The following is a 13414-nucleotide window of genomic DNA, read 5'->3' on the forward strand; positions in this document are numbered from 1 at the left end:
GAACCCCATGTCACAGACCATCGCCCATTCCCGTGCCGATTCACGCCTTGCCGGGTTGCGCCGCATGGTCCGTATGGTGAACGACATGTTCGGACGCCTGCCTTGGGCTGTGCCTGCCCTGATGGCGCGACTGATCCCGGCATGGGTCTTTTGGGCGTCCGCCCGCACAAAGGTTGACGGGTTCGCCATCGCGGACAGCACGTGGTGGCTGTTTGAAAATGAATACGCACTGCCGATCATTCCCGCCGCCGCTGCCGCCGTTCTGGCCACAGTGGCAGAGCATGTCTTTGCCGTTACGCTGGCACTTGGGTTTTTTACACGCCTGCCAGCGGCAGCTTTGTTGGGCATGACAATCGTCATTCAGGTGTTCGTCTACCCAACCGCATGGGTGACGCATGGGCTGTGGGCGGCCTGTTTTCTTGTGATCGTCGCGCGTGGACCCGGATGGCTTTCGCTGGATCGCCTGCTGCGGCTGGATCGCTGACAAACCTGTCACGGGATGCGACCTGCGGTCACGGTGGCCGCCCGTTATTGCAGGCCGCGGTGACTGGCCAATATGCGTCATATCCCCGCCAGCAGTGGAATAATCGGTGCCGAGGACGGAACCCGCATTTTTCAGGGCGCGTTTGTCGCCATTGAAAGGTGTTGTGATGAAAAAAGAAAACGGCGCACTGACGGACGTCATCGACGAGCTGAAAAAGGCGTCGCAAGGCGCGGATCATGTCCAGGTCGGGCACCTGATCGACGCGCTGGATTATCGCGGCTACGGTCCGGCATTGGCAGCCCTGCCGTTGATGGAACTGACGCCCATCGGGGGCATTCCCGGTTTTCCAACACTGCTGGCGCTGACGCTTGCCATTTTGGTGATCCGGCTTTTGCTGGGGTATGAACATTTCTGGGCGCCAGACTGGCTGCGGCGACGCACGCTTGATTCCGGCAGGGTCATAAAGTCCGTTGAATGGCTAAAACCGATCTCGCAGCGGATCGATGCAAAGCTGCACAAACGCTTTTCAGTCTTCGCGGGCGCGGCTGGCCGCCGGGCGGCCTGCTTCGTGATCTTGGGGCTTCTTCTGACCGTGCCACCGCTTGAGGTCGTGCCGTTTGCGACATCTGGCCCGATGATCGTGATCGCCACCTTCGGTCTTGGACTGCTTTATTGCGACGGCTTGCTGATGTTGCTGGGCTTTATCGGTGCGGGCGTCGCACTTGCCGGTGGTATGTGGGGTTTGCTTGCGTCAGGTGGATCATAACATCCATGGCGCTGCCTGCTTGCGAATACCAATGGCGGAGTCGGTTTCCAATTACTTTAAACTGACGCAAGAATACAAAAACTCGCTGGAACAAATATTGAATCAGTCCCGTTTCTTTTCCAACCGAAGCAACAGGAGAAACAACATGACACGACTGACAACTTCAACGCTCGCCCTCGCACTTGCTGCCAGTTCTGCAGGGATCGCACATGCCGAAACGCACATGATGTCGGAACCCGGCACATATAGCGGTGTCGTCGACAACGAATTGAGCAATCAGTTCATCCGCGCCGAAAGCATCATTGGCGCAGATATCCATACACAGTATATGGAATACGACGAAACCGCCTGGGCCGAAACCAGCTATTACAATGAAATAGATTCCGATTGGGAAGAAATTGGCGAAGTGTCCGATATCGTCATTTCCCGCGACGGCCAGATTGTCGGCGTCATTGCCGAAGTCGGCGGCTGGCTTGATATCGGTGATGCTGACGTCGTGATCGACATCGCTGATTTGAAAACGGTTGGTGGCACCGTCGACAACAACTTTGGCGACCTGTCTTTCGTCACACCACTGTCGGAAGAACAGCTTGAATCCCGTCAAGAAGTCGACAGCGGCTGGTGGTAAACCCGGCACACGGCGGCCTGCGCTTGCGCAGGCCGCCGTTTCAGCAGCGTCGCTGGCATCAATCGTAACGCAGTTCCGTCGCCTTACCGCGAAAAATGTAATACGACAGGACTGTATAACCAAGGATCGCAGGCAGCACGAACAGCGTGCCGACAAGGATGATCAACAGGCTTTCCGGTGCGGATGCGGCTTCGTAGATCGTGATCTGTTCGGGCACGACATAGGGGTAGAACGAATAGGCCATACCCCCAAAGGCCAGCACGAAAAGGGCTGTCGCGGACACGAACGGCGACCAGGCCCAGCGGTCGTTTTCACGTGGCAGACGCCGTAATTTCCACCACAGAAAACCGATCAATGTCGCTGACAGCACGGGAAATGGCAGCAGATACAACATCTGCGGCATGCCGAACCACTTGTCGAAAATCCGTGCACTGACAAACGGTGTTGCAAGCGAAATTGCACCGATCCCCATGATCAGGCCCCAGATACCGCCTTTTGCCCACCGGATCGCATGGGATTGCAATGCGCCATCGGTCTTCAGTATCAGCCACGTCGCCCCGATAAAGCTGTAGCCAACGGTCAGAAACACGGCCGTCAGCATGGCAAACGCCACATTGGACCGCGTCCATTCCAATCCCATGACATACATGCCCAGCATAAACCCCTGCGACAGGGCCGCCAACAGCGACCCGGCAAAGAATGACGCGTTCCACATGTTCTTTTGGCGCGGCGGCGCCTTGGCCCGCAATTCGAACGACACACCCCGCAGGATCAGACCGATCAGCATAAAAAACACCGGCAGATACAGGGATGTCAGAATGAGCCCATGTGCGGGCGGAAAGGCCACCAAAAGTATCCCGATCGCCAGCACGAGCCATGTTTCGTTTGCATCCCAGAACGGCCCGATCGAGGCGACCAGCATGTCTTTTTCACGGGCATCGGCCAGCGGCATCAGCAGACCGACGCCCAGATCGAAACCGTCCAGCACGACATAAATCAGGATCGACAGGCCCATCAGCGCCGCGAATGTCCACGGCAGCCAGACGGCAGGGTCCGAAAAAAGCGACATGGTCATTCTCCCGGCTGCAACATGGCAGGTGCGGCGGCGCCGGCTGTCGGGTAATCGCGCGTTGGCAGCCGATCACCATGCGTCGCCTTGCGTGCAAGATAGGTGATGACCCCGATATAGGCGATGATCAGTGCGGCATAGATCACGAGGTAGCCCACCAGCGTCGTCCAGACCATGCCAGAGGACACGTCGCTGACGGCGTCTTTTGTCGCCAGCACGCCCTGCACCAGCCACGGCTGGCGACCGATTTCGGTCGTGTACCACCCGGCGAGTGTTGCGATCCAACCGCTGAAACTCATCCCGGCAAAGACGTACAATGCCAGTTTCGGCATGTTGCCCGCCCCATAGCGCCGCAGCAGAACAAGCCCGCCCCAAGACAGCGCCAGCATGGCCATGCCGGTGCCCACCATCACGCGAAATCCATAAAAGACGGGTGCGACACGCGGATGCATGATCTCTCCGTCTTCGCTGACGAAATCGTTCAGGCCGGGCACGACGCCGTCCGCCGAATGTTTCAGGATCAACGACGCACCGTTGGGGATCGCGACCTCGAAATCATTGCTGCGCGTTTGCTGGTTCGGGACGGCAAACAGCACCAGCGGGACGTTCGGTCCGGTTTCCCAGTTGCCTTCCATCGCGGCGACCTTGGCGGGTTGGTATTCCAGCGTATTCAGACCGTGCATGTCACCGGCAAGGATTTGCAGCGGGATCAGGCCAGCGCCGGCAATGATACCGACCCGCAGCGTTGATTTCACCGCCTCACTGCGGTCTCCCCACAGCAGACGCAAGGCCGAGACACCTGCGATCAGAAAAGCCACGGTCAGGCCAGATGCCAGCATCATGTGGACAAAGCGGTAGGGCATCGACGGGTTAAAGATGATCTGCAACCAATCGGTCGCATGCACCACACCGTCGCGCAATTCAAAGCCCTGCGGCGTGTGCATCCATGAATTGAGCACGATAATCCAGAACGTCGACATGGTCGTGCCAAAGGCCACCAGAAACGTCGCCATCGTATGCACCCAGGGTTTCACCCGCGATGCACCGAACAGCATGATCCCCAGAAACACCGCTTCAAGAAAAAAGGCGGTCATGATCTCATACGCCAAAAGCGGCCCTGCGACGTTTCCGACCGTTTCCATGAACCCCGGCCAGTTGGTGCCGAACTGAAACGACATCGTGATCCCCGACACGACACCCATGGCAAAGCTCAGGGCAAATATCTTTACCCAGAACATATAGGCGTCCATCCATTTTCGGTCCCCGGTCGCGTTGAACCGCAGCTTGAAAAACAGCAGCATCCAGCCCAGCGCAATCGTCATTGTGGGGAAAAGGATATGGAACGAAATGTTCGCGCCAAACTGAATACGGGAGAGAAGAAGGGTGTCCACCGAAGGCTCCGAAATTAAACCAGTATATGAAGTCTGTGCACCGGATATATGACTGGCACCAGATAACTGCATCGTGATGCGACAATTCGCGCTGGACCCTGATGCACAGGGTGGAACTGGACCTGCGTGGCGTTGCACCCAAGGGGCGCATGTCATCGTGCCACATTGAAAAACCTGATTTTTCCATCAATTTCGCACCACATCAAACCAAGGCGGAATAGATGACAGACTGGACCCCGACCCGCGCCGAGGGCGAAAAACGTCTTGCAGCCTTTACCCCCCGCATGGGGCGACGCTATGCCAATGGGCGCAACACAGATCACGGATCCGGTGCCCACAAGGCGGTGTCGGTGCTGTCACCGTATATCCGGCGCAGGCTGGTGTTGGAATCCGATGTGGTGGCCGCCGCATTGGCCGCACACGGACCAGAGGCGGCCGAAAAGTTCGTGCAGGAAGTCATCTGGCGCGGCTATTTCAAGGGTTGGCTGGAACGCCGCCCGCACGTCTGGGACAGCTATGTCACCGGGCTGGACGCCGATCTGGCCACCCTTGACCGCGACCGTCGCCTGCGCCGCGACGTCGTCCGCGCCATGGCGGGCCAAACGGGTCTGGCGTGCTTCGATGCCTGGGCCAGTGAGCTTGTGGACACCGGATATTTACACAACCACGCACGGATGTGGTTCGCGTCGATCTGGATTTTCACGCTGCAACTGCCGTGGCGGTTGGGGGCCGATTTCTTTTACCGTCATCTGCTCGATGGCGATGCGGCGTCGAACACGCTGGGCTGGCGCTGGGTTGCGGGGCTACACACGCGCGGCAAACCCTATCCAGCCGACGCGCTAAACATCACCACTTTTACGGCCGGTCGGTTCACCCCGCGCCGCAGCGATCTGGCAGAGGTGACCGAAGGGCTGGAGGCATCAGAGCCTGACGGCCTGCCGTCTGTTCTGCCGCTTCGGGTGTTCACGCCACCGCAACCCGGCAGGCCAACCGCCTTGCTGATCACGGATGAGGACTGCCGGGTCGAGGATTTCAACCTCCAGACGCTGGATATCCGCACCGCGGCGACGCTGGCCACCAGCCACCTGCGATCCCCCCTTCCTGTTTCCGATCTGGTTTCAGGGTTCGAGGCTGGCGCGCTTGCCGATACCGCCATGCGGTCGGGTGTTGCATCCGTGGCGTTGCGCGCGGACGACCCGGACAGCCTTGCCGCATGGGCCGCAGACGCGGGTGCCACCCAGATCGTGACGCCATATGTCACACGCGGCCCGTTGTACGATTGGCTGGGTCAGGCTGCACCATCCCTCGCCAAGCACGGGATGACATTGTGCGAATGGCGGCGCGATTGGGACGCTGCGATCTGGCCGCACAGCACGGCCGGGTTTTTCAAGGTTAAAAAGAACATTCCCCATATCCTTGATCAGGTCGTGCCCGGATGACGCTGGATGACCCCCGCATCGCCCGACTGCTGACGTTGATCCGCGCGGCATTACGCCCGCCCGCAGGTGCGGGGCGGATTGCACTGGCCCTGACGCTTGGAACGCTGTGCCATGCAGTTTTCGCGCTGGGGGTTCTGGCCATGATCGTGGCGATGTTCTTTGGCCTGAGCGAAAGTCTGGGCCACGTGCCGTGGCCGTGGGCATTGCTGGCCAATGCCGCATTGATCGTCCAGTTTCCACTGACCCATTCGGCACTGCTGACCGGGCCCGGTGGGCGGTTTCTGGCCCGGTTGATCCCCGGACCGCATGCCCAAACGCTGGCCACGACGACCTATGCGACCATCGCGTCAGTGCAACTTTTGGCGCTGTTCACGCTCTGGACGCCGACGGGCATCGTCTGGTGGCGGGCAGAGGGGGCGATGTTCTGGGCGATCTCGGCAGCCTATGCCGCAAGCTGGCTGATCCTGCTGAAGGCCAGTTTCGACGCGGGCGCAGAGGTGCAATCCGGTGCGCTTGGCTGGATGTCGCTTTTGGCGCGCAAACGGCCAGTGTTCCCCGACATGCCGACACAGGGGCTGTTTCGCCTGATCCGCCAGCCGATCTATGTGGCCTTTGCGCTTACGCTATGGACGCCGCCGGTCTGGACGCCGGATCAACTGGCGCTGGCGATCAGCTTTACCGCCTATTGCCTGCTGGCCCCGCGCCTGAAAGAACGCCGCTTTGCCACCCGCTATGGCCCCCGTTTCAGCCAGTATCGCAGAACGGTGCCCTATGCCGTGCCCCGTCTGACCCATCCCAAGGACCAGCCAGATGCGCAATGACCTGACGATTTACGACACCGTGGCGGACCATTGGTGGTCCGACGATATCCGCTGGGTGCGCACGCTGAAGAACCTTGTGCCCGGACGGCTGGCCTGGTTTGACCGACAGATCGACTGGCAGGGCAAAACGGTGATGGATCTGGGCTGCGCCGGGGGGTTCATGGCCGAAGCGTTGGCACAGCGCGGGGCCACTGTGACCGGCATCGACCCCGCCACCGAAGCGATCAACGCCGCCCGTGCCCACGCCCGCGAAACTGGTTTGCACATCGGATACGATGTCGGCGTCGGAGAGGCGCTGCCGTATGACGATGCCAGCTTTGATGCCGTCGTCTGCGTCGATGTGCTGGAACACGTGGCGGACCTGCCCAAGGTTCTGGCCGAGGTCACCCGCACGCTACGCCCCGGCGGCATGTTCCTGTTCGACACCATCAACCGCAACCCTGTGGCCCGGCTGGCCACGATCACGATCGCCGAAGACGTGCTGCGCCTGCTGCCGCGCGGCACGCATGATCCGGCAATGTTCATCAAGCCCGCAGAATTGCGCGCAGTGATGCAGGGCGTTGGATTGGTGCCGGGTGCGACCACCGGTCTGGGGCCACGCGGCGTCAACCGGCGGTTGGACCTGATTTTTGGCCCGCTGCCCTTTACCACGATCCTGTACATGGGGAGCGCGCGAAAACCATCCGCCTGACGCGTCGCCTGATGGACCTGCCCTGCGAAATTGCAGGCCTACCCCGTTCCCCGGCTGTCCGTCGGGGTAAGAGACAGAACTGATTTCCGAGATGACTTGAGACGGATTTTACGATTCCGGATCAGGGAAAACACCAGCGCTTTGAAACCTTCGGTCGCGCCGACGATGCGCGTTGCCCGATCGGCATTGGTTCCCTTTAACGCCCCTGCCCCCTTGTTGTGATAGAGTTGCAGCAGCGACGCGCTGGAAATCAGCGACAAATGCGTAAAGGCCTGTGGAAAGTTGCCAAGGAAGGCCCCGGTTTTACGGTCCACTTCTTCCGCGTATAGACCCACGTCGTTTGCCCGCGACAGAAGCTGCTCGAACAGATCACTGGCCTCTTCTGCCCGACCGACCAACAGTAACGCCTCGACAAGCCAAAAACTGGTAATGAAAAAAGCGCCCTCGTCACCATCAAGGCCGTCGGTTCCGCGGTAACGGTCAACAAGGTCGTCAGCGCGCAATTCCCGCTCGACCTCTTTCACCGTTCTTTCAAGCAGTTCGGGTGAGAGTGGCAGACCCAGAAGCGGGATCTGAAGAAGTGCTGCGTCCATTGTTTTGGCCCCGTAGGATTGAACCAGATGCGGAGGATTCCCGGTGCAGCCCTTGTCGATCATCTCTTGCAGGATCAGGTCACGGTTTTCGCGCCAGTGCGGTTTGTCACCAAAAAGACGGATGGCCCTGTCAAGCGTCACCCACGCCATCGCCTTGCCTTGGGTAAAGTGCCGCGGCTCGGTGCGCATTTCCCAGATGCCATGATCCGGAATCTGCCATGTCTTGCAGACATGATCCGCAACCGCGCACATCAGTGCCCGATCGTCCGCGTTCAGCCGCGACCCAAGGGCGGCGCGCAGATCGGCCCAATCGAGCAGTTCGCCAAAGATGTCGAGCTGGCGCTGATCGGCGGCTTCATTCCCGACGCGGACCGGTCGGCTGTCGCGGTATCCCGAAAGATGCGAGAGGCATTTTTCATCGAGGAACGGTTTACCGTCGATCCCATACATGATCCGAAGTGTGGACCCTTCACGCAGGCAAAACCGCGACAGAAAATCCGAAAACCGGGACGCTTCGGCGCTGTAGCCGAGGACCGAGAGCGAAAATAACGCAAAGGTTGCATCCCTGACCCAGCAAAAGCGGTAGTCCCAGTTTCGTTGCCCCCCTATTTTCTCTGGCAAGGACGTCGTGGGCGCAGCCACGATCGCACCCGTTGGCGCGTAGGTAAGCAGTTTCAACGCCAGTGCGCTACGCAAGACCACGTCATGATAAGGACCTATGTAACGCGAATATTCACACCACTCTGTCCAATAGGCGTGCGTGACATCATAAAGCAGGTCGGACTGATCCCTTGGGTCCATGAGCGGCGGGACGCTTGTCATCACACTTGTCTGAATTTCACCGTTCTGAAGAACGACCCGAACCGAAGCGCCGTCTTGCTCAAGCTGCGCCTCTCCGTCGCACCACAGCGTGGTCCCGTTCGCGCAGTCGATCCGGCCATCTTTCAATTCCAGATCCAGCGGCTCTGTCGAAAATGCCGATCCTCGGGGGCAGAAGCGGACTGTCAAATCGACATGGCCGGACGTGCAGCGCATCCGGCGCACGACCCAGCCAGGCGCGTTGAGCGTGACGTAGTCGTGAACCTTTGCCGTGCGCGTGCGACCGACCGGCATGAAATCAATCAGTTCAAGGGTGCCTGTCTCGGTTTCGAACTGGGTGCGCAGGATGTTCGTCCGTTTGATGTAGCCCCGTGATATCCGTATCACGCCTTTCGGCTCCACGCTCCAGCGTCCACCGCTGTCAGCATCAAGCAAGCCAAAAAAGATCGGGTCCGCGTCAAAGCGAAGTGGCGTGCACCAGTCGATGCTGCCTGCGCTCGAAACCAGAGCGGCTCCGTGGCAATCACCGATTAACGCATAGTCCTCGATCGGTCGTTGCCGCTCTTGTTCAGTCAAGCAGTGATCCTTTTCGTCATTTAATGAAGAGAATACACATATAGACGGGAATGAAATCAGGGCGACATTTATGCGTCAAAAATTCGTTATGACGCCCAGACATTCATGATCGACGCCGCAGCCCCCAGATCGGCAAAGGCCACCCTGTCGCGGTCATGACCCGTCACCGTTGGCCTTTACCGCGGCCTGAAACCCACGTTCGCGTTCGGGCCATGTGCTTTTAATAAAGGCCAGCACGGCGGCAATTTCGCCGTCGCTCAGGATGCCTTCGAACGCGGGCATGTCGCTTTCATAGCCCGGAACGATGGCACTGACGCCCAGCTTCGTGATCGTGAACAACTGCCGGTCGGCATGGTGCCACGTGTGACCGCTGGCATCATGCGGCGGCGCGGGCATGCGACCGTTTTCGTTCCGGCTGCGCCAGTCCGGCTGACCTTCAAGGTTGGCCCCATGACAGGACGCGCAATTGGCGGCGTATAGATCCTGGCCAAGCGCGATCTGTTCACCCGTCACCGGCGCACCCATAAAGGTCAGCCCCTCTGGGGTGTCCGCTGGCTCAGCCGGCACGGCCCAGGCCACCACGCCTGCGACCAGTACGATAGCGCCCCCAACGATCCCCAGTGTGATGGCAAGGTGCCTTTTCATGATTGATGTTCCTTTCTCATAAATCCGCAACAGGCGCGACCGGACCCGCTCATCCGTCCGAGCCGTCTGTCGTCAAGCACCCGGATCATATGGCGGTCCACGCGGGGCGCAGGGACATTGCAACGCCATCCGCAGCGCTACGGGCCGGAAAGCCGCGACGCGACAGCCCCGCCACCTGTCGCGCGGCAACGATCCGGCCTGTGGGACATACGGCTTGCATCAGCCACTCTTTGTTTGTGACGACACAGACAGGCCTTCGAGGATCGGACAATCTGGCCGGTGATCGCCCGCGCAACTCTCGCTCAGGTGACCGAGCGCGGTGCGCATCGCCTTCAGTTCGGCGATTTTCACGTCGATCAGCGCCAGATGATGCTGCGCGATCTGTTTTACATCCGCGCTGGCGCGGTCCTTGTCTTCGTACAAAGCCAGAAGAGCACGGCAATCTTCAATGGTGAAGCCAAGCGATCTGGCGCGTCCGATAAACCCCAGCTTGTGCACGTCGCTATCGTTGAAACGGCGATACGCGTTGTCATCGCGTGCCGGATTTACCAGACCGATATCTTCGTAATAGCGTATCGTCTTGGCGGGCAGTTTCGTGATCCGCGCGATATCCCCGATATTCATGGCGAGTCTCCTATTCTGCCGGGGCGGGTTGCGCTGTGCGCGTATTCCTTGATGCGCTGGCGCGTTTGCCTTCGTCCATCGCAGGGCGCAACCGGCGCAGACGCAGCGCGTTCGTCAGCACAAAGACAGAGCTGAGCGCCATCGCCCCTGCCGCCAGAACTGGCGACAGGAGCAGCCCGAAGGCCGGGTAAAGCACACCCGCCGCCACCGGGATAAGCGCGGTATTGTAGCCAAAGGCCCAGAACAGGTTCTGCCGGATGTTGCGCATCGTATGGCGGGACACCTGAACCGCGTTCACAACGCCGCGCAGGTCGCCCGACATCAGCACAACGTCGGCGGATTCGATGGCCACGTCAGTCCCGGTGCCGATGGCAATGCCCACATCCGCATGGGCCAGTGCAGGCGCATCATTGATGCCGTCACCGACAAAAGCCACACGCGCCCCACCCTCGCGCAACATGTCAAGCGCGGCCACCTTGCCATCCGGCAGCACACCCGCGATCACCGTATCGATCCCGACCTCATGCGCGATGGCTGCGGCTGTTTCGCGCTTGTCGCCGGTAATCATCGCCACGCGCAGGCCCATGCTGCGCAGGGCGCGGATCGCTTGGGCGCTGGTGGATTTGACCGGATCGGCCACGGCAATGACGGCGGCAACCCGCCCGTCAATCGCGGCATAAAGCGCGGTGCGGCCCCTTGCAGCAAGGTCAGCCTCCGCCTTGGTCAGGCCGCCGGGGTCCAGCCCCTCGCGCGCCATCAAACGGTCCGCCCCGACCAACACGTCATGTCCCGATACACGGGCCCGCACACCGTAGCCAGTGATCGATTCGAATTGGTCCGCTTCAGCGCGCCCGACCCCTTCGGACTGTGCTGCACGAACAATCGCCTCGGCAACGGGATGCTCGGACTGGCTCTCGACCGCGGCGATCAACGACAGTACTTCGTTGCGCGCAAACCCGTCGGCCAGCACCAGATCGGTCATTTCAGGGCGTCCCTCTGTCACCGTGCCCGTCTTGTCGAGCGCGACAACATCGACAGAGGCCAGCGCCTGCAGCGCGTCGCCCTTGCGAAACAGCACACCCATTTCCGCAGCGCGCCCGGTGCCCACCATGATCGAGGTTGGCGTCGCAAGCCCCATGGCGCAGGGACAGGCGATGATCAGCACCGACACCCCGGCCACAAGCGCCATCGTCACGGCGGGGTCAGGCCCGACCGTCAGCCATATCGCCACGGTGATCGCGGCCACGGTCATGACGACCGGCACGAACCACAAGGTGATCCTGTCAACCAACCCCTGTATCGGCAATTTGGCGCCCTGCGCCTCTTCGACCATGCGGATAATCTGCGCCAGCGTCGTATCCGCGCCCACCCGCGTCGCGCGGATGTGCAGGCTGCCCGATCCGTTGACCGTGCCGCCTGTCACCGCATCGCCCGCGGCCTTGGCCACTGGCACGGGTTCACCGGTGATCATGCTCTCGTCAACATAGGCTTCGCCGCTCAGAACCTCGCCGTCCAGCGCAATGCGTTCGCCGGGGCGCACCAGCAGGGTGTCGCCAACAACAACGTCGTCAATATCGACATCCGCTGCCGCGCCATCGCGGATCACCCGCGCGGTGCGGGCCTGCATCCCCAGCAGCCGTGCAATCGCCGCGCCGGTCCGGCCCTTGGCGCGGGCTTCGAGCCAGCGACCCAGAAGGATCAGCACGACGATCACCGCAGCCGCCTCGAAATAGACGGCGCGCACGGTCTGTGGCAAAAGCCCCGGTAGAAAGGTCGCCACCACCGAATAGCTCCAGGCCGCGCCCGTGCCGACCGCGACCAGACTGTTCATGTCCGGTGCCCCGCGCAGCAGCGCGGGAATGCCCTTGGCAAAGAACACCCGCCCCGGCCCCGCAAGGATGATCGTCGTCAGTACGAATTGGATATACCAGCTTGCCTGATGTCCGATCGTCCCTGCGATCAGGTCATGCACGCCGGGGATCAGATGACTGCCCATTTCGATCACAAAGACCGGCAGCGCAAGCAGCGCCGCGATCAGGGTCTTGCGGGCAATCAGGCGGGCGTCTTCTTCCTTGCGGGCCACCGCCGACAGGCCCTCGTCCGTCTCCGCAAGCTTTGCTGGATAGCCAGCCGTGCGTGTCACGGCCAAAATACTCTGCGGGGTCACAGCTCCGTCGGCAATCGTCACCACCGCGCTTTCAGAGGCGAGGTTCACGTTGACGTCCAGAACGCCGGGCAGCGCGCCAATCGCGCGATCCACCCGGCCGACACAGGATGCACAGGACATCGACGTCAGGATCAGCTTTACGGTCCGTCTGCGCAGGGGATAGCCAAGGTCCGCAAGCGCCGTGGCGATCTGACTGAAATCGGCATCTTTCGTGATATCGAATTGCGCGGATTCGCTGGCAAGGTTGACCGAAACGTTTTTAACCCCGTTCACATCCGTCAGCGTTCTTTCGACCCGACCCACACAAGACGCGCAGGTCATGCCCTCAATAGCGATCTTTATGTGCTGCGTGTCCATGATTCCGACCTTCCATGTTGCGAGGTTCTCTCTCACATAGGGGTTCCTGTAACTGGAAGGTCAAGACGGCACGGAAAATACTTTGGCGCGCGGACCAGATAGGCTTCGACCTTCTCTTGGTGTCTATGCGGGCGCCGCAATCGCATCGGTGGCGGAACTGGCCAATCCACGCCTCTGCCACACATGACATGCGATGCGCGATGATCCTGCCGCACCGCATGGGGTCGAAAGTCCCCGAAAGCAGCAAACTTATTGAACCAGAAACTCTTTGGTAAGCCCGTGGCGGTTCACAAAGAGCAGTGGCGCCAACAGCGATCACACGTTCAAAACCGGCCTTGCTCTGT

The 13414-nt window shown here is 60.5% G+C and carries 13 protein-coding genes; 6 read left to right on the forward strand and 7 right to left on the reverse strand.

All coding sequences use genetic code 11. The features are described 5' to 3' along the window. Positions 1–7: 7 nt before the first annotated feature. The 3 genes from GZH79_RS11425 to GZH79_RS11435 all read left to right on the forward strand — a co-directional run bounded on the left by GZH79_RS11425 (position 8) and on the right by GZH79_RS11435 (position 1878). The gene (locus tag GZH79_RS11425) at positions 8–484 is read left to right on the forward strand and encodes a DoxX family protein (RefSeq protein ID WP_249219134.1); all 477 of its coding nucleotides are present in this window, start codon (positions 8–10) and stop codon (positions 482–484) included. 166 nt (positions 485–650) lie between these two features. Continuing rightward, on the forward strand, positions 651–1250 hold the full coding sequence (locus GZH79_RS11430) for an exopolysaccharide biosynthesis protein (RefSeq protein WP_211643918.1): 600 nt from the start codon (positions 651–653) through the stop codon (positions 1248–1250). Between the two features lie 145 nt (positions 1251–1395). Beyond that, positions 1396–1878: a PRC-barrel domain-containing protein gene (locus tag GZH79_RS11435; RefSeq protein ID WP_211643919.1), complete on the forward strand. Its 483-nt coding sequence runs from the start codon at positions 1396–1398 to the stop codon at positions 1876–1878. A gap of 58 nt (positions 1879–1936) precedes the next feature. Here GZH79_RS11435 and GZH79_RS11440 read toward each other — a convergent pair whose 3' ends face one another. Together GZH79_RS11440 and GZH79_RS11445 are read right to left on the reverse strand one after the other, a co-directional pair. After that, complete coding sequence (locus GZH79_RS11440) at positions 1937–2947, reverse strand: cytochrome d ubiquinol oxidase subunit II (protein WP_211643920.1); 1011 nt, start codon at positions 2945–2947, stop codon at positions 1937–1939. Positions 2948–2949: 2 nt separating this feature from the next. Beyond that, positions 2950–4338: a cytochrome ubiquinol oxidase subunit I gene (locus tag GZH79_RS11445; RefSeq protein ID WP_349291191.1), complete on the reverse strand. Its 1389-nt coding sequence runs from the start codon at positions 4336–4338 to the stop codon at positions 2950–2952. Positions 4339–4559: 221 nt separating this feature from the next. On the opposite strand from GZH79_RS11445, the gene GZH79_RS11450 reads away from it, so the two are divergent. The 3 genes from GZH79_RS11450 to ubiG are packed head-to-tail and all read left to right on the forward strand — an operon-like array spanning position 4560 to position 7289. Beyond that, on the forward strand, positions 4560–5777 hold the full coding sequence (locus GZH79_RS11450; RefSeq protein ID WP_211643922.1) for an FAD-binding domain-containing protein: 1218 nt from the start codon (positions 4560–4562) through the stop codon (positions 5775–5777). Next, positions 5774–6598 carry an isoprenylcysteine carboxylmethyltransferase family protein gene (locus GZH79_RS11455; protein WP_211643923.1) on the forward strand — a complete coding sequence of 275 codons (825 nt, stop codon included), beginning with the start codon at positions 5774–5776 and terminating at the stop codon, positions 6596–6598. The genes GZH79_RS11450 and GZH79_RS11455 overlap by 4 nt, the downstream gene beginning before the upstream one ends. After that, positions 6588–7289, forward strand: a complete 702-nt coding sequence (gene ubiG, locus GZH79_RS11460) for a bifunctional 2-polyprenyl-6-hydroxyphenol methylase/3-demethylubiquinol 3-O-methyltransferase UbiG (protein WP_211643924.1) — start codon at positions 6588–6590, stop codon at positions 7287–7289. The genes GZH79_RS11455 and ubiG overlap by 11 nt, the downstream gene beginning before the upstream one ends. A 38-nt stretch (positions 7290–7327) precedes the next feature. Here the strand turns inward: ubiG and GZH79_RS11465 are convergent, their stop codons facing one another. The 5 genes from GZH79_RS11465 to GZH79_RS11480 form a co-directional block, all read right to left on the reverse strand. Further along, positions 7328–9277, reverse strand: a complete 1950-nt coding sequence (locus tag GZH79_RS11465) for a glycoside hydrolase family 15 protein (RefSeq protein WP_211643925.1) — start codon at positions 9275–9277, stop codon at positions 7328–7330. A gap of 153 nt (positions 9278–9430) precedes the next feature. Further along, on the reverse strand, positions 9431–9922 hold the full coding sequence (locus GZH79_RS11470) for a cytochrome c (RefSeq protein ID WP_211643926.1): 492 nt from the start codon (positions 9920–9922) through the stop codon (positions 9431–9433). An 85-nt stretch (positions 9923–10007) separates the two neighbouring features. Next, entirely contained in the window at positions 10008–10142 is a 135-nt protein-coding gene (locus tag GZH79_RS19245; protein ID WP_283094805.1) for a hypothetical protein, read from the reverse strand. Further along, positions 10142–10546, reverse strand: coding sequence for a Cu(I)-responsive transcriptional regulator (cueR, locus tag GZH79_RS11475; RefSeq protein WP_211643927.1), 405 nt, complete (start codon positions 10544–10546; stop codon positions 10142–10144). Before cueR ends, GZH79_RS19245 begins: the two co-directional genes overlap by 1 nt. Positions 10547–10556: 10 nt before the next feature. Continuing rightward, complete coding sequence (locus tag GZH79_RS11480; RefSeq protein ID WP_211643928.1) at positions 10557–13070, reverse strand: heavy metal translocating P-type ATPase; 2514 nt, start codon at positions 13068–13070, stop codon at positions 10557–10559. Between the last annotated feature and the right edge of the window lie 344 nt (positions 13071–13414).

This window comes from Loktanella sp. SALINAS62, assembly GCF_018263905.1.
Lineage (GTDB): Bacteria > Pseudomonadota > Alphaproteobacteria > Rhodobacterales > Rhodobacteraceae > Loktanella.